Origin of the sequence: Mesorhizobium sp. M0815, assembly GCF_040319995.1 — a bacterium.
In the GTDB taxonomy this organism is placed as follows: Bacteria; Pseudomonadota; Alphaproteobacteria; order Rhizobiales; family Rhizobiaceae; genus Mesorhizobium.
Genome location: NZ_JAMYOU010000035.1, coordinates 1 through 20,147 on the forward strand (window position 1 = coordinate 1; position 20,147 = coordinate 20,147).

General features: G+C 63.4%; 18 protein-coding genes and 5 pseudogenes. 22 read left to right on the forward strand and 1 reads right to left on the reverse strand.

The annotated features are described in order from the left end of the window. The first annotated feature begins 2 nt into the window (after positions 1-2). The gene (locus NKI01_RS26810; protein WP_352965235.1) at positions 3-845 is read left to right on the forward strand and encodes an NAD(P)/FAD-dependent oxidoreductase; all 843 of its coding nucleotides are present in this window, start codon (positions 3-5) and stop codon (positions 843-845) included. Between the two features lie 409 nt (positions 846-1,254). On the opposite strand, the pseudogene NKI01_RS26815 reads toward NKI01_RS26810, so the two are convergent. Then, positions 1,255-1,845, reverse strand: a pseudogene (locus NKI01_RS26815) (SOS response-associated peptidase); the annotation flags it as partial. Positions 1,846-2,105: 260 nt separating this feature from the next. On the opposite strand from NKI01_RS26815, the pseudogene NKI01_RS26820 reads away from it, so the two are divergent. The 21 genes and pseudogenes from NKI01_RS26820 to NKI01_RS26920 form a co-directional block, all read left to right on the forward strand. Further along, positions 2,106-2,948, forward strand: a pseudogene (locus NKI01_RS26820) (DUF932 domain-containing protein); the annotation flags it as partial. A gap of 2 nt (positions 2,949-2,950) precedes the next feature. Further along, positions 2,951-3,865 (forward strand): annotated as a pseudogene (locus tag NKI01_RS26825) (DUF7146 domain-containing protein); the annotation flags it as partial. Positions 3,866-4,180: 315 nt separating this feature from the next. Next, a pseudogene (locus tag NKI01_RS26830) lies at positions 4,181-5,111 on the forward strand (DUF2493 domain-containing protein). Between the two features lie 525 nt (positions 5,112-5,636). Beyond that, positions 5,637-7,364, forward strand: a complete 1,728-nt coding sequence (locus NKI01_RS26835) for a hypothetical protein (protein ID WP_352965236.1) — start codon at positions 5,637-5,639, stop codon at positions 7,362-7,364. 592 nt (positions 7,365-7,956) lie between these two features. After that, positions 7,957-8,280 (forward strand): DUF736 domain-containing protein, encoded by a 324-nt coding sequence (locus NKI01_RS26840; protein ID WP_352965237.1) that lies wholly within the window; start codon positions 7,957-7,959, stop codon positions 8,278-8,280. Between the two features lie 190 nt (positions 8,281-8,470). Further along, the gene (locus tag NKI01_RS26845) at positions 8,471-8,725 is read left to right on the forward strand and encodes a helix-turn-helix domain-containing protein (RefSeq protein WP_352965238.1); all 255 of its coding nucleotides are present in this window, start codon (positions 8,471-8,473) and stop codon (positions 8,723-8,725) included. Positions 8,726-8,856: 131 nt separating this feature from the next. Beyond that, on the forward strand, positions 8,857-9,120 hold the full coding sequence (locus NKI01_RS26850) for a DNA -binding domain-containing protein (RefSeq protein WP_111546223.1): 264 nt from the start codon (positions 8,857-8,859) through the stop codon (positions 9,118-9,120). Between the two features lie 120 nt (positions 9,121-9,240). Next, positions 9,241-9,567 (forward strand): transcriptional regulator domain-containing protein, encoded by a 327-nt coding sequence (locus NKI01_RS26855; protein WP_352965239.1) that lies wholly within the window; start codon positions 9,241-9,243, stop codon positions 9,565-9,567. After that, positions 9,545-10,051 (forward strand): DUF2285 domain-containing protein, encoded by a 507-nt coding sequence (locus NKI01_RS26860; protein ID WP_352965240.1) that lies wholly within the window; start codon positions 9,545-9,547, stop codon positions 10,049-10,051. The genes NKI01_RS26855 and NKI01_RS26860 overlap by 23 nt, the downstream gene beginning before the upstream one ends. Before the next feature lie 103 nt (positions 10,052-10,154). Then, positions 10,155-10,436, forward strand: coding sequence for a helix-turn-helix transcriptional regulator (locus tag NKI01_RS26865; protein WP_352965241.1), 282 nt, complete (start codon positions 10,155-10,157; stop codon positions 10,434-10,436). Between the two features lie 20 nt (positions 10,437-10,456). Then, a complete protein-coding gene (locus tag NKI01_RS26870; RefSeq protein WP_352965242.1) occupies positions 10,457-11,599 on the forward strand; it encodes a replication initiator protein A in 1,143 nt (380 codons plus the stop codon). Beyond that, complete coding sequence (gene parA, locus NKI01_RS26875) at positions 11,596-12,234, forward strand: ParA family partition ATPase (protein WP_352965243.1); 639 nt, start codon at positions 11,596-11,598, stop codon at positions 12,232-12,234. The genes NKI01_RS26870 and parA overlap by 4 nt, the downstream gene beginning before the upstream one ends. Next, entirely contained in the window at positions 12,231-12,485 is a 255-nt protein-coding gene (locus NKI01_RS26880) for a hypothetical protein (protein WP_352965244.1), read from the forward strand. The genes parA and NKI01_RS26880 overlap by 4 nt, the downstream gene beginning before the upstream one ends. A gap of 20 nt (positions 12,486-12,505) precedes the next feature. Continuing rightward, positions 12,506-13,000 (forward strand): DUF2840 domain-containing protein, encoded by a 495-nt coding sequence (locus NKI01_RS26885; RefSeq protein ID WP_352965289.1) that lies wholly within the window; start codon positions 12,506-12,508, stop codon positions 12,998-13,000. Beyond that, positions 12,997-13,542 (forward strand): S26 family signal peptidase, encoded by a 546-nt coding sequence (locus NKI01_RS26890; RefSeq protein ID WP_352965245.1) that lies wholly within the window; start codon positions 12,997-12,999, stop codon positions 13,540-13,542. Before NKI01_RS26885 ends, NKI01_RS26890 begins: the two co-directional genes overlap by 4 nt. A 43-nt stretch (positions 13,543-13,585) precedes the next feature. Continuing rightward, a pseudogene (locus NKI01_RS26895) lies at positions 13,586-13,920 on the forward strand (DUF736 domain-containing protein). A 4-nt stretch (positions 13,921-13,924) separates the two neighbouring features. Beyond that, positions 13,925-14,692, forward strand: coding sequence for a lytic transglycosylase domain-containing protein (locus tag NKI01_RS26900; protein ID WP_352965246.1), 768 nt, complete (start codon positions 13,925-13,927; stop codon positions 14,690-14,692). After that, entirely contained in the window at positions 14,689-14,946 is a 258-nt protein-coding gene (locus tag NKI01_RS26905; protein WP_352965248.1) for a hypothetical protein, read from the forward strand. The genes NKI01_RS26900 and NKI01_RS26905 overlap by 4 nt, the downstream gene beginning before the upstream one ends. Beyond that, positions 14,943-16,715, forward strand: a complete 1,773-nt coding sequence (locus NKI01_RS26910) for a relaxase/mobilization nuclease domain-containing protein (protein WP_352965249.1) — start codon at positions 14,943-14,945, stop codon at positions 16,713-16,715. The genes NKI01_RS26905 and NKI01_RS26910 overlap by 4 nt, the downstream gene beginning before the upstream one ends. A gap of 350 nt (positions 16,716-17,065) precedes the next feature. Continuing rightward, complete coding sequence (locus NKI01_RS26915) at positions 17,066-17,839, forward strand: HAD-IIA family hydrolase (protein WP_352965250.1); 774 nt, start codon at positions 17,066-17,068, stop codon at positions 17,837-17,839. A 311-nt stretch (positions 17,840-18,150) separates the two neighbouring features. Beyond that, positions 18,151-20,142 carry a conjugal transfer protein TraG gene (locus NKI01_RS26920; RefSeq protein ID WP_352965251.1) on the forward strand — a complete coding sequence of 664 codons (1,992 nt, stop codon included), beginning with the start codon at positions 18,151-18,153 and terminating at the stop codon, positions 20,140-20,142. Positions 20,143-20,147 lie beyond the last annotated feature (5 nt).

A 20,147-nucleotide genomic window follows, 5' to 3' on the forward strand; every position in this document is an offset into this window, starting at 1 on the left:
CCCTGCAGCTCGGCCGTGCCCGCCGCAAGGTCACCGTTCTCGATACCGGCCTGCCGCGCAACCGCTTCGCCGGCCACTCGCATGGCCTGCTCGGCCACGATCACAAGCCTCCGCTGGAAATCCTGGCCGAAGCGCGGCAGCAGCTGGCGCGCTATCCCACTATCAGGCTGGTCAATGCCCGGGCCGAAAGCGTCTCCGGCGCCATCGACGATTTCTCTGTCCTCACCGGCGATGGCGAAAGCCTTGGGGCGCGCCGCCTGATCCTGAGCTATGGCGTCGTCGACCAGATGCCTGATATTTCGGGCTTTGCCGAAGGCTGGGGCACATCCATCGTGCCCTGTCCCTACTGCGACGGCTTTGAAGTCGCCGGCCAGCACTGGGGCCTCGTCTGGTCCGGCCCGCAGTCGCACAATTCTGTCAGGCTGTTCCACGATTGGACCGACACGCTGACGCTCTTCGCCGATGGTCACGACCTTCCGCCCGATATCCGGGCCGATCTGGCGCGCCGCAACATACCTGTCGTCGATGGCCGGATCACCGAGATCGCCCATCACGGGGGCCATAACGCCACCGTCAAGCTCGATACCGGCCCCAATGTCGCGATCGACATCCTGTTCGCGCATCCGCGCAACAAGCCGTCCGCAAGCCTGCATGAATCACTGGGTCTCGCCACGGTCGACACGCCCCTCGGCATCGCCCTCAAGGTCGACGAGCGCCGCGAAACCAGCATGCCCGGCATCTACGCCGCCGGCGATCTCGCCAACCCCCTCATGGCCTCGGTCACCCTGGCATCATCGCACGGCGCGACGGCGGGTATCTCCGCCCAGCAGTCGATGCTGGTTTGAGAGCACAGATTCCCTTCTCCGGTTGCCGCGGGCCATCACGGAAAACCTCCTTTTGGGGGAGCGCCTACGCCAGCAGATCAGCGGTGGTGCGATAGAGGCCCGTGGCACGAAGATCGTCGGCGCAACCGCATCTGTTAGACTCGTGGCGCGTGAGGACGGCCGTGACGTAGGCGACGTTATTGAGCGGGCGACGGGGCGCTCTGCTCGCGGAGAGCTGCTTCGAGCGACTTGAGCGGATACATCTGTATGGCGAAAAGTACAGTGGCGAATTAGGGGGCGCTGAGCTTAGATGTTAGCGGCCGTCACGACCGCTTTCTGAACGTGCCTTTGATTGGATGATCGTCTGCGTTGGGGTCGCAAGCTGCCGGGTGCCCCCATTCAGGCCGTTTGGCCTGCCCACGCCGCCCAAGTCCGACCCCTGGCGAACCGTTTCAACCGCGAGCGAGCCCTCCGGCAAGGGGCGCAGCAGTTCTGCTTCTGTCTTCGTCAGGTAGATCCAGTGCGCCCAGTCAGTGGGACGCAGGACCACCACCTGTCGGTCATGATAAGGCGCGATATCGGCGCCAGGTTCGGTGGTCAGCATGGCGAAGGCCGGGCTGGAGCCATCTGCGCCTTCGCGCCATATGCCGGCGATCGCCATGAATGGCGCATCGTTCAGCGTGAACCGATGTTTTGCTTTCGGATATTTCTTGCCCGTGAATTCGAAGAAGGCCGATGCGGGGATGAGGCATCGGTTGCTTTTGTCGAAATGGCGGCCGTCAGAGCGGTAGTTGAAGACTGGGCCACCCTTGGGATTGGATGGCGGGAAGCTGAAATTCATAGGCACCAGTTCAATGCCATTGCCGGCAGCGCGCATCACCGGCGCCATGTCATTGATCCTGATATCGTCGCTTTCCGGCAGATCGAGTTCGGTCTGTTGCGTCGGGATGCCAAGCTCGAGCGCCTGCATCATCTGGACGTATTCGACCCATTTCACATGCTGTTCGTAGGCATTGCACATGCCGGGCACTCTATCGCGAAACGCAAATGAGTCGAGATGGGCGTCCCTTCGCGCCGGGCTCTCGGCTGGCGCTGAAGCCCCGCTCTGCGAATCTTCACTCTTCGGGCTTCCATCCATGACGCGGCACGGCGCCGACAGCGCGTAGCCCCCCTCCTCTTAGTGGCGGTCTTGCGCACCGGGAGAGTGAGAGGGCGGTTTGGAGGGCCATGACGGCGAAGGGCTGGGAGAGAGGCTTCCGGCGCCCGTCATGGAGAACTCTCATGAACAATTCAGTGACTATCGATGCCGGCGGCGACGCACCCGGTGGCTACAAGGTGGATGCGAGCCGTGGCGAACGCATCGGCCGCGTGTCCTCGGAATGGTTCAACCGTCCGGCCGATGAGCGCTACCTGTCCCTGTCCGAGTTGATGGCGTCGGTGCAGGGGCGGTCCGAGCGCAGCCGGACCCGCACCGTCGAGAGCGCCGCGATCCGAGTCGAAGCCAGCCGCGACGATGCCGAGCGGCTTGCCCTGGTGTTTCCGGGTGCGGATAGACCGGTCGCGCCGACGCATTGGAGCTTTGGCCAACTCGCCGGCATCAACCTGCAATATGGCCTGACCGCGCATCGCACCGAGCAGGTCAAGACGCTCGAGGTTGAGAACGGTCGCGTCGAACTCCGCGCCGTCACTGGCCCGGACTATGGTCGCATCTATGATCACGAACTGGTTGCGGCCGTCCAGAAGATCGCCGGCAATGGCACTGGCGACACGCGCTGGAAGATCCCCGGCGTGCTCGACTGGTCCACCGGCATCTACAATCCGCGTGTCGACATCACCTCGGACACCACCACGCTCTATGCTTCGGATCGCGACGTGTTCCTCTTCCTGGTCGACGACCTCAACCCAATCGAAGCAGGCAAGCTGCCGGATGGCTCGCCCGATCTCTATTTCCGGGGCTTCTACTGCTGGAACTCCGAGGTCGGGGCGAAAACGCTCGGCATCGCCAGCTTCTATCTCCGCGCCGTGTGTCAGAACCGCAACTTCTGGGGCGTCGAGGATTTCGAGGAGATCACGATCCGCCACTCCAAATATGCTGCCTCGCGGTTTGCGCACCAGGCCGCGCCGGTACGCCGGGTCGTTCCATGTTCGTCCGCCTTGCAGACTCCGCGAGAGGTTCGGCCGGGCGCTGGACCGACGCCGCAACTGGCGAGCATGGCGATCTGCTTAACGTGGTGCGCGAGGCGCTTGGGCTCAGAGCTTTCGCAGACGTCGCTAAGGAAGCCCGGGTCTTCCTAGGCCTCTCGCATGAAGCAGCGCGGCCGGCGTCTCCCGTCCCGCAGAGTGTCCAGGCTCCAGCCGGCTCCTCGGAGGCAACCCGTCGGCTGGTGGGCATGTCGCAGCCGATCATTGGAACCGTCGTGGAAACGTATTTGCGTGGCCGCGGCATTACGACTTTGCACGGAACCGGATCACTGCGGTTTCATCCGCGCTGCTACTATCGCCCTGACGATCATGGACCGACGGAAACCTGGCCGGCGATGATCGGCTCGGTCACCAACCTCGATGGGCGGCTGACAGGCGCGCACCGGACCTGGCTTGCACCGGACGGTCTTAGCAAGGCACCCGTCGACACGCCGCGACGGGCAATGGGTGACCTCCTTGGCAACGCCGTCCGCTTCGGTGTCCCCGGCAGCGTGATGGCGGCCGGCGAAGGTATCGAGACAACCCTCTCGCTGAGATGTGCCCTGCCCGACATGGCGATGGCGGCAGCCCTCTCCGCCGCGCATCTGGCTGCCATCCTGTTCCCGCCAACGCTGAACCGGCTCTACATCATCCGTGACAACGATCCCGCCGGTGATGGTGCCCGCGACAACCTGGTCAAGCGGGCGACCGATGCCGGGATCGAGGCGATCGCCCTCTCGCCGAGGATGGACGACTTCAACGAGGATCTCCGCTACTTGGGCCTCGACGGACTTCGCAGATCGGTCGCGGACCAACTGGTTCGCCGGGATCGCTATCGTTACCTCGAACGTGCGGCCTGAACCGGGATGGAGCGTGCGCCCTGCGGTTCACGAGGCCGGCGTCACGCGCCAGAGGCCACCGCCGAAGAGGGCCGCGACCCGGCCTTCGAGAGGGCGATCGGGCCCACAGGCGGGCCGGCCGGGCAATGGCACCGGCCGACTATTTTCCGCCGGCGGCTACGCCGCCTTTCCATCGCGAGGCAAAATAGTCTGCCTCTGCCATCCTCCGCTGCGCTCCGGCCCTCTGCTTCGCTCCGGGTGCGAGGCCATCCCGCCCGTGAGCCTTCGTCGCCATGAAGGCCGCGAGGGTCGCGGTCCAACCGACGGGAGCATTCCATGAGCGAGCACGACTATACCGAACCGCACCACGCCGCATCCCCGACCGACCACGTCCTGACCGAACTCCAACTCTATGGCTGGCGTCCCTTCGCGGACGAGCCCGATCCTCGACCGCTCCCCGATGGCGGCCATATGGCCGGAGCCGTGGCAGACATCTTCGACGCTTTTATCGCCACCATGGCGGATACACGCCTCGAACCCGACCTCGACGATCTGCTGTGGTCGATTTCCAACGTCTTCCACCGCGCTGTGCTGCGGATCGAGCGTCAACTGGACGACAACGAGCAGGCACAGCGCCGCCTGCAGCGCGAGCAAGATGGCACCGAGATCAAGGCAGTCGAACTCGAGAACCTCACCGTCCAGGGCCAGACGATGATCGAACGGCGCGATACTTTCGAGCTGATGCGCGACCAGGCCGGCGAACACTACGAGCAGCACACCGGATCGGCATGGCGACCACGCACCGGGTCGATAGTCAACCACCGCCATCTCACCACCGCGATGATCGACAGCCGCGATTTCCTGCAGGCGAAGAAACGGGCCGAAAACCCAGGTGCTTCTGCCTGCCGGGCCGAAGATCGCGTTCACCGGAGGATTCGACTTCAACGATCATCGCCTGATCTGGGCGAAGCTCGATCAGGTTCACGCCAAGCATCCCGGCATGGTGCTGTTACAGGGCGGATCCCCGAAGGGCGCCGAACGCATTGCCGCGAAATGGGCCGACAATCGCAAGGTGTCGCAGGTTGCATTCAAGCCCGATTGGACGAAACACGCTAAAGCCGCGCCGTTCAGGCGCAATGACCAGATGCTCGACGTCCTGCCGATTGGCGTCATGCACTTCCCCGGCACTGGCATTCAGGACAACCTTGCCGACAAGGCAAAGAAACTCGGCATCCCGGTCTGGAAGTTCGCATCGGGTGGCGCATAAGCGCCACCTCCCAACATTTCAGGCCGGAACAGCGACCTTCGGCTGATGACCTTGCCGGCCACCATAAACACCCGGTCGACCGTGTAGTGCAGCGTGTTGGATGCTTGCGAAGCTTGCGCTTTGACGTCTGACGAAAAAGCCGCCTCCTGCCGGGGCATCGCGGCTTGAGGCGGTTACCGGAAACCGCTTTGTTGTTGAATACCTCAAACGAAGCCGAAGCAGAGCCTGATAGAAAGGCGGTAATGGGGTCCTCGGCCGCTGCGAGTGCGCAGAAGCCGGTATAGCGCGCGACATCCGAAAGTTGAACGTTTCGTATTATTGTTCTCCAGCGCAACTCGCGCCATACGACCATTTTCAGTTTAATCGTCAGCTAAAAGTGCTTGTCGCGCAGCGCCTTCACTGATTTAGGAGTTTGATATTGGCGGAGGGTTGATATTGTCTCCAGCACATGTACAGTCTGGCGTGGGCGCCGTTCAATTCTTCTATAGTGAGCATCCGGTCGCCCTCAATTCATGGGAGATGACAATGCGTCGACTGCTGAAAGCGTCTGCGTATCGAAAGCTTATGGCCTCCGCTCTCGGCGGGTGCATCGCGACAGCCCCGGTGACTGCTCAGGAATGCAACCCCACGGTTGATCCAGACCGCTCCATTGTCTTGCATGATCCTACATTGCTGAAAGAGCCTTTTGCGCTGAAGAACGTCATTGCCAAACTGCTTGGAACTCTGCCCGTTCCTGCCGAGGGAGCAGAGGCCGAGGCCGCACTGGTTGCGAGTTTGGTTGCGACGTTCGCCAAGAGTGAAGAGGTCAACCCAATCGCCAATCTGGTGATGGCCGTTGACGCGCGACCTGGCGAAAACCAGCTCGTTGCATCCCGGCTGCTCGACCCGAATGACGACTTCGGTCTGATCCCTGTTGGCGTATTCAACAGGTTCGATCTGGCGCCGGCAAACTTCGCCAATTGCGGAGAGTATCGGATCGTATACGGTTTCAAGGCTCCCATAACAAATCCGCAAATCGGAACCTTTCCTGATCGTTTCTTTCTGATCTTCGAAACGAAGATTCCCAATCCGCAGCATGTAGGTGCCGCCGGCTGCCTTGGCTTGGCTGATTTCTGGCGCGATTTGAGTGACATATCGGATGATGCCCAGCGCATCGAGGCGGTTCGGAAGTTCTACTTTGATGGCATACCCGGATATCCGGCGGCCATTCAAGCGGATCATCTGAGTGCCCTTGGCCAACTGCGCGGAAACGTGTTCCTCGAGGACAAATGGCAGCTCCGAGAATGGAAACTTTTGCCTACGGCGGCTGGGCAATTTGTGATGGCCACCGTCAAGACCAACCCGCTGGCGGAACTGTACACGGACGCGGGCAAAGAGGTCGGAGATATCGACCAGCTCAGGGCGTTGTTTCATGCCGAGTTCGTCAAGAGCGACGGAATTATCGCGGAGCTATTGGAGCCTGAGCTGAAATTCCTCCCTAAGGAGATGAAGAAAGATCCTCGCTTGAACCCGATGGACTCGACATTCGACCAGCTCCTCTATGAGAAAGTGATTGTGAACAGGGTGGGGTCTCGCATTACGGATGATCGCTTCAATGAATTCCAGAGCGACTCGCAAGACACTCTGGATATCCCGGAAGAGAAGCTGAAACTTGCGCCTACGTTCAAGGGCGAGATCGATACCGCATTGCAAGGTTTGGCGGGAGGTTTTCCGGGTGGGGCCGCTGTCACGATCGACCAACTCATAGCGAGAGCCGGCGCGATCAGCTGCGGCGGCTGCCATCAACACTCAAATGAGGATCCGATTGGATCGGTCAACGGCAAGACATTCGCTTGGCCGACGACTCAGAACAATAATGGCTTCGTTCACGTCACGGAAGCCGGCGTGCTCTCGCAGACACTAACCGATCGCATGATCCCCTTCAGGCAAGACACGCTGGTGAGGTTCATTTGTGAACCTCCGGTTGATGAGATCGTGGCGTTCAGAGAGGAGCAGGATCGTCTTGAAGGAGCTTTAGCCGATTTCAACCAGGCGCTAACGGGTTACCAGCTCGCTCGGCTAAGTGAAATTGCGGCTCTGCAAGTCAACGCCGCCCTACCGGGTGGGCAACAGATCACCAGCGCCGAACTCGAACGCATTGAGGCAGAGGTTGCCGCTCGATTCGAGGACGACGTTCGCCGAAGCATGACGGCCGTGAGCGAGGCAGAACGAAGCCTGCCCGGCGCCTTTGTCGAGAACCGCAGGCCTCACTAGTAGGGTCACCACAAGGGCCGTCTTCACTCGCCGGCGGCCCTTGCTTGAGTCTTCTCGCAGATGGTCAGCCGCTGCGGGTACCTGCCTCCTACGCCGAGATGGCGCTCAGCCATTCTTTCTTGGAGTGCTGGTTTGCAGCGCTCCTGCAGCTCGTCGCCGCTCGATCGCGCCTGTGAAAGCCGATTGCATCAGATCCTCTCGCAGCATCAGTATCGGGATCCGAATCGGTCATGCCTCGAACGACAGTGTGGCAGCCCGCCAACGTAGTTTGCCCGCGTCGCGGCGTCGCGGACGCTCGCCACGTTTCTCCGTGATCCGTCTCTGTGATCGACCGCTCCAAAACGGCCTCATCAATGGCCTGATCTGACCGAAGGTCGGGTACGCCTCGACCGCCTATGCGGCAATGGCGCCGATCGACTTTCTTCCCCTGCCGGCTGCGCCGTCATTCCTCGCGAGACAACAAAGTCGCCTGGCTGCCATCCTTCGCTGATGCTGGGGTCGCAAGCGATGCCGCGTCGATCGCCTCCGGCCCGTGGATCGCCATCGAGGCCGCAATGGTGCGGGCTCGGAGCAGAGATCAAGGAGAACTACCATGGCGACCATCGGCACCTTCAAGAAGTCCGGCAACGAATTCACCGGCGAAATCGTCACCCTGAGCCTTCAGACCAAGAACGTCCGCATCGTCCCCGAGAGCCGCCAGGTCGGCGAGAACGCCCCAAGCCACCGCGTCTTCGTCGGCCGCGCCGAGATCGGCGCCGCCTGGTCCCAAACCTCCAACGAGGGCCGTGACTACCTTGGCCTCAAGCTCGATGACCCGAGCTTCAACGCCCCGATCTACGCCAACCTCTTCGAGGACGAGGAAGGCGAAGGCTTCAGCCTCATCTGGTCCCGCCCCAGCCGCCGTAACGGCGAGTAGGCGGCCTGACCAACGCCCCGCCCGGACACACCGGGCGGGGCCAAGCCCTTTTCGGGCGACCGAATCAGTTCGGGCTTAATTCCCCAAAGCCAGCCCCGCGTGGCACTTTTCTCTCGCTATATCACCAAAGAACGACTATTTTAGCCGTAGTTCTGGCGTGCGCATTTGGGTCTGTAGGAGGTGGTCATGCATGATCACCGCCCGACAGACGCGGGCCGCGCGCGCGTTGCTTGGTTGGACGCAGGAGACGCTCGCTGAGAAGGCCCTGGTATCGCTGACCGCGTTGAAGCGCCTTGAGTCCGAGAACGACTTCAAGGTGTACGAGACGACACGCGATCAGGTGCGCCGGACCCTTGAGAGCAGCGGTATCGTCTTTCTGTCCTCCGACCAAGGGGAAGGAGTGATGCTTGTTCGTGCGAAGATCGATTCCGCCGGTTCGCCCTAGCCTCTCACGCACCGGCGCGGCGATGCGCCGCGCGCATCACCTGATGCCTTCGTGCACTCGCGCATTCACCTGCCAGCCTATACTGCTGACGATGATGCAGACGCTGCGATGACTGGCTGCGGGAGATCGGCGTGACACAAGAAGCGTTTCTGGACCAGCCACCAGAGAGCCAAGAGCTCACCAGGTACGATCGTGAGCACATGACGCTGTATATCCGCCTGCTTGACGCGGCGGCGGACGGTGCCGACTGGCACGAGGCGGTCTCGATCCTCTTTGGTTTAGATGCTGACCTCGAACCCGAACGAGCCCGCCGCGTCTACGACACCCATCTTGCCCGCGCACGCTGGATGACAGAGCACGGCTACCGCAAGCTTGTTCGCGAGGGCCGTCACTAACTCGACCGCGATGCCGCGCCCGCATCGCGCGTTGTCCACGCGAGGGCTTCCCGAGGTCTTTCCATCCGGCAATCGTGTCGCTTCCAGAATGTACGAGACATGCACGCTTGGAGGACACTGATGCGGCCTGACACATCACAGTGGCGATCCTCGTCGACGTACCACTATCTCGACGACCTCGTCGCCGCCGACCTCGCATGGGAATGGCTGCGCCGCAATGCCGACTATCAGCGCGACTGCGCTGAAGTCGAACACCCCGACGCGGACCGTGAGCGCCTGACGAACATGGTGCGAATGCGCTGGGGGCTGCGATTTCCCTGTCGACCCAACTTTCAGTGCCATCGAGACGGCAGTGTTCTGGGCGCCGGGAGCCGATCCGGGCACAGTAATGCTCACAGCGATCCCGCCATTGCCATTGCCGGGCTTGGAAGGCTTTGCGCCACCTGAACTCGATCCCCGCAACGCGCAGTTAGGCCCGGAGGGGCTGAGCATTGTGCACGGCGAGGGTGCCGCCGCCATCCGCCTTCTGGTGCTCGGCGATGCGCGGCCCGATCAGCCGCTGGCGGCCCTTGTTCCGCTTGACGCCGACGGCCTCGATCGCATCGACGCCGTCACCCGGCTCTGGCGCGCACTGCATGGCCGTCGCATTCTCCCCGATACCCGCCTGACGGCACAGCAACGCCGAAGGCTGCGCCACATGCTGCAGGCCGTCGACGGCAGCATGAACGGCGCGAGCTACCGCGAGATCGCAAACGTCATCTACGGCGCGCCGCGCGTCGCAGCAGATTCCTGGAAGACCTCGGCGCTTCGAGACAGCACCATAGACCTCGTCAAGGACGGCCGCGCCATGATCGCCGGCGGCTATCGCAAGCTTCTGCGCCATCGCCGCAAGTCTGACACGCTTCGCGCCACGACTGGGGTGCGAATTTAGCTCACCCTTCTTCGCCATCCCCCCTCGCGGCTCCTCTCCGCCACCGTGGCCTTCGTCCGCCGCTGATCGCCAGCGGCCTCAATGAACCCACGGAGGCCCGATCATGTCCGCCAACCTCACCGGCTTGCCGCCGCGCTTTCTTCGTACTCCCGAAGCCGCCCGATTCCTGGGTCTGTCCGGCCGCACCCTGGAGAAACACCGGACCTACGGGACCGGCCCATCCTATCGAAAGCTCGGCGGGCGCGTCGTCTACGCGATCGACGATTTGCACGCCTGGGCGGACCGGGGCGCCGTCACCTCGACCTCTGATCCCCGCGGCACTGTTCTCCCCGCAAAGCGCCATGAGTCCGTGACGCCCGTCGTTGCCGGCCGTCACGCCCGCTGACCGTCGCGCCGGTTTCATCAATGCCGGTGCGCCGTCGCCCCCTGTCGGAACGCGGACAACTCGAACTGTTCCGTGCGCGCGGCAGCGATCTCGCACCCCGAGACACGCAGGATCTCATGGCCTATCCATTCTTCAGCCTCTCCAAATCCGATCGGATACAGCCTATCGACTTCTCCGCCGCGGGCGTCGTCATTCGCGTCGAGGCCGTGGCCGAGCACGGCATTGCGACCATCTGGGATGCGGATATCCTGATCTGGGCCGCAAGCCAGATCGTCGAGGCGCGTGACGCCGGGTTGCGGACGTCGCGCCTCATGGCGGCGACGCCCTACGAAATTCTCACCTTCATCGGACGCGGCGTCGGCGCTCGTGACTACCAGCGCCTCAAGGCGGCGCTCGATCGACTGCAATCGACAACGGTAGCGACGACGATCCGCCAGCCCGCACAGGGCCGCCGGCACCGCTTCTCATGGATCAACGAATGGGTCGAGCGCACGGATCGGCGCGGGCGTCCCGCCGGCATCGAGTTGATCGTCCCCGACTGGTTCTATCAGGCGGTCCTCGACGAGGCCCTCGTACTCACCATCGACCGGGATTACTTTTCGCTGACGGGCGGGCTCGACCGCTGGCTCTATCGGCTCGTGCGCAAGCATGGTGGCCGCCAGCGCGCCGGCTGGCGCTTCGACTTCCGCCATCTCTACCTGAAGTCCGGTAGCCTCTCACCCTTCAAGCGGTTTGCCTTCGAGCTGCGCGACATCGTCAGACGCCAGCCGCTGCCCGGGTACACCCTGTTCATCGAGGTCGAAATCAGCGGCCGGGTGCTGCTCGCCTTTGAGCCGTCTCCTCAAGGGAGACCTGTGGACGGCCTCGTGCTATCGGGAACCCGCGCTATCGTGCCATCGGGAACCCGAGGCTCGTGCTATCGGGAACCCAAACCGGGGTTAACCGACTGCACGGCAAGCGAAAATCGCGCCCCTAACTTAGAATCTAACACAGAATCTAACTCTTATGGCGCGCGCGGCATCGTCAAAAGCTCTGCCGACGACGGTAATCGCGACGAAACACAGACGCTTCAGCCCCCGATCTTCCCGCATACGTCTTTCAGTAAATCCGGTGTTCCGACACCTGAACTTCCCCTCGAACCTAAGCCGCGAGGGGCAAAATGATCGTAGCGCTCCTCAATCAGAAAGGCGGCGTCGGCAAGACGACGCTGGCGCTGCATCTCGCCGGGCAATGGGCCAGGACGGGAAAGCGCATCACGCTGATCGATGCCGACCCGCAGGGCTCGGCTCTCGATTGGTCGCAGCAGCGCGCCCGGGAAGGTCTGCCACGGCTGTTCGGGGTTGTCGGCTTGGCGCGCGATACACTGCATCGCGAGGTGCCCGAACTGGCCCGAGGTGCCGATCATATCGTCATCGATGGGCCGCCCCGTGTCGCCGCGCTGATGCGCTCGGCGCTGCTCGCGGCCGATCTCGCGCTTGTCCCGGTTCAGCCGTCGCCGCTCGACGGCTGGGCGTCAGCCGAGATGCTAGCGTTGATCCTTGAGGCACGGATCTGCCGCCCCGAACTTGCTGCGCGCTTCGTGCTGAATCGCTGCGGCACGCGCACCGTCATCGCTCGCGAAACAGCCAAGACGTTGGCCGATTACCATCCGCCCGTGCTCGCCGCGACCATTGGCCAGCGCGTCGCCTTTGCCAATTCCGCGCAATCGGGTCGCCTCGTCTTTGAGACAGACGAAGATAGCCCGGCTTCTCGCGAGATTGCGGCCCTCGCCGCCGAGGTCGGGAGGATCGCGCCATGATTCGGCGATCCCCGAAGCGCGGTTTCGCCGCACGTCCCGGCACCGCCGAGGGCTGGATCAAGGAATCCGAGATATCGCCGGGTCGAAGTGGTGACGGCCCCGCTTTCACCGCCCGGCTGACGATCGACGTCACACCCGAGCTGCGCGGTCGCATCAAGATCGTCGCCTTCCAGCGCGGCCAGACCGTCGCCGACATGCTGCGCGACCTGCTCGCCCGCGAATTCCCCAAGAGCCAAGGAGACACCCCGTGACCCGAAACCAGACGCCTCGTATGCGCGGCGGCCGACAGTCCGACGTTGCCACACCATCCACAACCCTCGTTGAGCTGACCTGGATCGAGAAGAGGATCGAGCACTGGATCAGGTTCGGTCGCAAGGTTCACGAGCAGGTTCTCGACCAGCGCCACGGCGTCGTCGGGTTTGCGCCCAACACCACCTTCGCCTTCGTCCGCTGGGCGGCGAACGACTTCGGCACGATCATCTCGCGCATTGACATCTTGCGCGCGGTTCGTGACGGCGAACCGTTCCAGACGCTGCCCTTCGTCAGACCAGGCGGCGACATCCTGCTGAAAGTCGACCGCTGGCCGAAAGTCGAGCGCGTGCTGCAGGCCATCGACGCCATTGAGGCGCTCGGCATCGACCCCGTCGAGGTCGCGCCCGATCATTGGCGACACGTCCACAACCGTCTCAACGCCGGCCACGAGCCCCGCCCCTACACCCGCCAGCGTCATCACGCCTGGCTTCAGCGCCGCAGGGCCGAACCATGAGGCGGTTCGGCTACGTCATGACCACGTACTTCGCTGTGCTGGCGATCGGCGGATTGTCCTTCATTCATCTCGCGCCGAAGCTGATCTGGAACGGGTCAGCCAGCGCGCCGATCGGTCTCTACAGCATACAGCCAGCCGGACGGATCGAGGTGACCGATCTGGTCGCCATCGACGCACCGGAGCCGCTGGCGAGCTTCCTCGCCGACGGCGGTTATCTGCCACGCGGTGTGCCACTGATGAAGCGGGTCGTGGGCCTTCCCGGACAGGAAGTCTGTCGCGACGGCGTGAGTATCATCGTCGATGGCATCGCAATGGGAACGGCGCTCGAACGCGACCGGCTCGGCCGACCGCTGCCGGTCTGGCAGGGCTGCCGCCGCATCGCCAGCAACGAACTCTTCCTCATGAACTGGGACGTTCGCGACAGCCTCGATGGCCGCTACTTCGGGCCGATTGAGGCCAGTTCGATCATCGGCCGCGCGGCGCCGCTCTGGACCGATGAGGACGGGACAGGGCGGTACGAGTGGCGCGCTCCAACCCACTGAACACGCCTGAACCTTCAACGCCCACCGCAGAAAGGAGTACAAAATGCCGCAGATCGGGGAGTTCACCCGCACGAAGTCCGGATACTCAGGCCGCCTCCGCACGCTCAGCCTTGACGTGCAGGTCGCCGTGGTTCCGGCCGAGCCGTCGGACGCCGAGAACGCGCCGGATTATCGCGTTCATCTCGGGGACGGCGACGGTCCGGAGGTTGGTGCGGGCTGGAGCGTACCGGAGAGAAGGCCGGCGAATACGTCTCGCTGCTGTTCGACGATCCCGTCTTCACGCAGCCGATCCGGGCCCACCTGTTCCGATCCGATGCCGACGATGCGTCGTGGTCGCTGCACTGGAACCGTCCACCCAAGCGCGGCGAGCGGGAGTGACGCCATGCCGCTCACTCGCCGTCGCTCCACCGCCGGCCTTCCCAAGGTCGCTCGCCGTAGCGCATTCCTTCTCCTTTCCGGGGTTCTTTCGGTCGCCGCCTTGCCGCCCGCTACAGTCGCGCAAAATGCGCCGATCGAACGGACGGCGGCAGCCGACCCCTACGCTGCTATCATCGCCGAGGCGTCGCGGCGTTTCGACATTCCAAAGAACTGGATACGCGCCGTCATGCGTGCCGAAAGCCATGGCGACGTCCGGGCGATCTCGCCCGCGGGCGCCATGGGGCTGATGCAGATCATGCCCGACACGTGGACGGACCTTCGCCTTCGCCATCACCTCGGCGACGATCCCTACAGCACGCGCGACAACATCCTGGCGGGCACGGCATATCTGCGCGAAATGCACGACCGCTATGGATCACCGGGCTTCCTCGCCGCCTACAATGCTGGCCGCGGCCGCTACGAGGAATACCTCGCTGGCCGCCGTGCGCTACCAGCCGAAACCCGCACCTACGTCGCTGCCCTTGCGCCTCTTGTCGGAGGCGGAAAAATAGATCGCCCTTTCGTCGAAGCCGCGGCCGTCGAGGGCAATAACTGGGCGCGCGCACCGCTGTTCGCCGCCCAGTCCGAGCACACGCCGGCTGTCGATCCTGCACCGCGCGATCGTCAGCCCGATGACGCCCCGGCGGCAACTCCCGTGCACGATCTCTCCGCCATCTCGCCCGATTCCGACGGCCTGTTCATCGCCCGTCCCAGCACTGGAGGCCCACGATGACGAGTTTCGCGGGATCGCGCGAACCGGCGTGGAATGGCGGAGGGAGGAGAGAATTGCAGGAGAGGCGAGGAAACTCGAGCTTAGGACGGCAAGATAAAAGGGGCTCGCCGGTCGTCATCCAAGCCATTGATATGGCTTGGCTTCTGGCGTGCCTGTCGGTCGGGGCGCGTGCCGCGCTTGAGGATTTTATCAATGATTTCAATTTGGTTTCCGGCACTGTACGGCTGACGCCCCTGTTGGCAGGGTTGCCATGAGCGAGAGCGACAGCAACCTTCGCGTCCGGCCAGGACGCATCCGCAGCACCCGCGCGCCGAAGCCCAAGAGCTTCATCAACCAGGTGCTGCGCGCCGCCAAGCGCGCCGGCCACACCGATGGCGCGTCCAGCTCAGCGCCGAGGAGCGGCCCCGCGCCCGTTCTGGGCCGCTCAAGTTTCGGGCGCGGCCGGATCAACTTCAGCCGGAACCGGCTCTTCTCTTCGGGCCGACGTGTCGTCGTCGCCGCGCGGATTGCCCGGCATTCCGGCAAGGCGTTTCGCTCCGCCCCTTTGTCTGCGCACCTGTCCTATCTGAAGCGCGACGGCGTCACCCGCGACGGCGAGAAGGCAGTGATGTTCGACGCCGCCGGCGACCGCGCCGACGACCTAGCATTCGCCGAACGTTCGAAGGACGACCGACACCACTTCCGCTTCATCGTCTCACCCGAGGACGCCGCCGAGATGACGGACCTGCGCGCCTTCACGCGCGACCTGGCGAAGCAGATGGAAGCCGACCTCGGCTCCCGGCTCGACTGGGTCGCCGTCGATCATTGGAACACCGACAACCCCCACGTCCATCTCTTGGTGCGAGGCGTCGACGACACCGGCGCGGATCTTGTGATCTCGCGCGATTATATCAGCCGTGGCCTGCGGTCGCGCGCCGAGGAGTTGGTGTCGATCGAACTCGGACCCCGACCCGAGCACGAAATCCGCAACGCGCTGGAGAAGGAGATCACCGCCGAGCGCTGGACGCGGCTCGATGTGGAGATCCGCATCGTCGCCGACGAGACCGGGTACATCGACCTGCGCCCGCAAGCGACCGGTGCCGCCGATCCCGAAATCCGCCGCCTGATGATCGGCCGGGTCCAGCATCTGGAAAAGATGGGCCTCGCCACCCCGACCGGTCCCGGCGAATGGATGGTCGGTCTTGAGGCCGAGCGCTCGCTCCGGGATCTCGGCATGCGCGGCGATATCATCAAAACGATGCACCGCGCCTTCACCGAGCGCGGCCAGGATCGCGGCGTCGCCGACTATGTGATCGACACAGGCGCGACACGCGCATCGATCATCGGCCGGCTTGTGGACAAGGGCCTTCAAAACGAGATGACCGGCGAAGCCTATGCCGTGATCGACGGCACCGACGGCCGCGCGCACCATGTCCGTTTCCGCAGCATCGAGGCCTTCGAGCACGCGCCGCCGATCGGCGGCATCGTCGAGGTCCGCCGCTTCGGCGCGCCGGAGAGCGAGCGGCCGACACTCGTGCTCGCCAATCGCTCGGACGTCGACCTGAACCGCCAGATCACGGCGCTGGGCGCGACCTGGCTCGATCATCGGCTAGTCGAGCGCGAGCCAATGCCGCTTTCGATGGGCGGGTTCGGCCGTGAAGTCCGCGACGCCATTTCGGCTCGTGCCGACCATCTCGCCGAGGAAGGGCTCGCCCGCCGACAAGGCCAGCGCATCATTCTGCAGCGCGACCTCCTCAATACGCTGAGCCGCCGAGAGTTGGATGCGGCCGCCGCGCGGCTCTCGGTCGAAACCGGCCTGCCCCACATGAAGGCCGCCGTCGGCGAGCATGTCGCCGGCATCTATCGCCAGCGCCTCACGCTCACCTCGGGCCGCTTCGCGATGATCGACAACGGCGTCGGCTTCCAACTCGTGCCGTGGTCACCTCCGCTCGAAAGGAAACTCGGCCAGAGCATCGCCGGCGTCGTCAAAGACGGCGGTGGCATCGAATGGAGCTTCGGCCGGAAACGGGGGCTTGGATTGTAGTGTGCAACTCCGTGAACGCATGGAAGCCCGCCATTCACTGTCGCCAGCGGAAGGGCCGCCTTCAAGGGTGCTGGATGGCAGGCGTGGCCGATCACGATCTGTCTATCGCCGACACGCAGCACATGTGCGCAAGCATCGACGCAACGGCTGAGCCAGTGCGCACGGCGACCGATTACGCTGCCGGCCCTTTTCCACGCTACGACGTCATATTACCGCACAAGCGATTGGGTGCCCTTTCCCCATCGTTCTGAATGAGTATCTTGCCGGAAATTCTCGCAAATTGCCACGCGCGTGACACAGCACATGCTCAAGCCGCGCATCCACCCAAAGACATTGATGGTTGAGATACGATGATCACAGCGCACCTTCTCGACATGGACGGGGTTCTGGTCCGCGGCGGCCAACCGATTGACGGCTCCATCGACTATGTCGCGACGCTGGTTGCCACTGGCAAGCCGTTTCAAATCTTCACTAACAACTCTCGCTTTACGCCGGATGATCATGCCGAGCGTCTGCGGGCGGTTGGCTTCCCCGTAGCCCGTGATCACATCTACACCTCGGCACTGGCTACCGCGCGGTTCATCGAGTTGCAAAAGCCCGGATCATCCGCCTATGTCATCGGCGACCACGGGCTGGTCGAGGCCCTGCGGAGCGCAGGCTGCCGGATCACGGAGTATGGACCGGATTTCGTGGTCCTCGGGGACACCACCTCCTACCACTACGAACAGATCGCCACTGGCGCCGAACTCGTGGCAAAAGGAGCTTGGTTTCTTGCCACCAATCCGGATGCCACCGGCCCGACCGAGCGCGGATTCCATCCGGCCTGCGGCGCGGTTGCAGCACTGATCGAGAAAGCTACCGGCCGCCAGCCCTACTTCGTTGGGAAGCCTAACCCATTCATGATGCGAAGCGCGCTCGACCGGCTAGGAGTTAGTGCGGCCGATACGATCCTGGTCGGTGATAGAATGGATACGGACGTGGTCGCCGGGTTGGAATCGGGCCTGCAGACGGCGCTTGTACTTACTGGTGTGAGTACGCGAGCTGACATGGGGCGGTTTCCATTCAGACCGCATCATGTGATCGAGCGCCTCGCCGATCTAGGCGAGGTCATCATGAGGAAATGACATTCCCAAGGGACGCCTCGGGAGGGCTGCCGCCACCAACGTCGCGACGACTATTACCCCGAAACATCCGACAATAGGAGACAGGCGCGCCGATTTTCGGGCCGAGACGAGACGTCTGATCGACTATCAAAAAGGGCGCTTCATAAGTGCGAGCGTTCCACTGTCTTTGCCGGCGATGCCGTCGCCCACCTGCTCTTTCTCCTGTATATGTTCTCTAGTGTCGCCGGGACTGCGATCCGCGAAGATGACGCCTTGCAATCCTCTCTACAGACCACCGACCTTGATGGCATTTGCTGTCGAGGAACCTGCTGTTGTCCGCCACGAAAATCCTTTGGGGCCAGATCACTGTAGTCTTCCTGATCGTGCTCGCCACGACCTGGGGGGCGACGCAGTGGACGGCATGGAGGCTCGGATTCCAGCCACAGCTCGGCTCGTCATGGTTCGATCTGGGGGGCGTCCCGTTCTATTATCCGCCGAGCTTCTTCTGGTGGTGGTATTCCTACGACGCCTATGCGCCGTCCATCTTCGTCGAGGGCGCCTATGTCGCAGCCTCCGGCGGCTTCATCTCCATCGCCGTGGCGATCGGCATGTCGGTCTGGCGAGCGCGCGAGGCAAAGAATGTCGAGACCTACGGCTCAGCACGCTGGGCCAGGCCCAATGAGGTAAAGTCCGCTGGACTGCTCGGTCCAGACGGCGTCGTTCTCGGCAAGCTCGATCACGATTATCTTCGGCACGACGGGCCGGAGCATGTGCTGTGCTTCGCGCCTACGCGGAGCGGCAAAGGCGTCGGCCTCGTCGTGCCATCGCTTCTCACCTGGCCAGGCTCGGCCATCGTCCACGATATCAAAGGGGAAAACTGGCAGCTCACAGCAGGTTTTCGCGCTAAGCACGGGCGAGTGCTCCTGTTCGACCCCACCAATGCCAAGTCCTCCGCCTATAACCCGCTTCTCGAAGTGCGCCGCGGCGAGTGGGAAGTGCGCGACGTCCAGAATGTCGCCGACGTGCTCGTCGATCCCGAGGGCTCGCTCGAGAAGCGGAACCATTGGGAGAAGACCAGCCACTCCCTGCTTGTCGGCGCGATCCTGCATGTTCTCTACGCCGAGGCCGACAAGACGCTGGCCGGCGTCGCCGGATTCCTGTCGGACCCGAAACGGCCGATCGAGACCACGCTCGCGGCGATGATGACGACGCGGCATCTCGGACTGGCCGGCCCACATCCTGTCGTCGCGTCGACGGCGCGCGAGCTCTTGAACAAATCCGACAATGAGCGGTCCGGCGTGCTCTCCACGGCTATGTCCTTTCTCGGTCTCTATCGCGATCCGGTCGTCGCCAAGGTGACGCGCCGCTGCGACTGGCGGATCGCCGACATCGTCGCCGATCCGATGCCGGCAACCCTCTACCTCGTCGTACCGCCGTCGGACATCTCACGCACGAAGCCGCTGATCCGCCTGGTGCTCAATCAGATTGGCCGACGCCTGACTGAAGATCTTCATGCGAAGGACCGACATCACCGCGTTCTGATGATGCTCGATGAGTTTCCGGCGCTCGGCCGGCTGGATTTCTTCGAGAGCGCGTTGGCCTTCATGGCTGGCTACGGCCTGAAAGCCTTTCTCATCGCGCAGTCGCTCAACCAGATCGAGAAGGCCTACGGCGCCAACAATTCGATCCTCGACAACTGCCATGTCCGCGTGAGCTTCGCGACGAACGACGAACGGACGGCGAAGCGCGTTTCGGACGCACTGGGCACCGCCACCGAAATGAAGGCAATGAAGAACTATGCCGGGCATCGTTTGTCGCCCTGGCTCGGGCATCTCATGGTCTCGCGCTCGGAAACAGCGAGACCCTTGCTCACACCGGGCGAAGTCATGCAACTCCCGCCGAGCGACGAGATCGTCATGGTGGCGGGCACACCGCCGATCCGGGCGAAGAAGGCGCGCTACTACGAGGACGGGCGGTTCAAGGCGCGCGTGCTTCCGCCGCCCGATCCGGCAAAATGCGGCCGATCGGTTCGCATGGACAACTGGTCGGCAAATGTTCCACAGAAGCCTCCGCCCGCACTCCCAGCGGACGCCGAGAAAGCCGAGCAGGATGCGGCTAATGGTGGCGTGCGCCGAGAACCCGAGCTGCCGGATCACGTCGCCATCGCGAAGGAGACCGACGGGCTGAGGCCACGGGAAGAGTTCGCCATCATCGAAGATGACGATCCGGAAGACACCGCGCGACAGGGCCGCATCCTGCGCCAGCAGATGCGTGGGATCGCACGCCAGGTTGCGCTCGATCCTAGTGACGGCATCGAGATGTGAGGCCG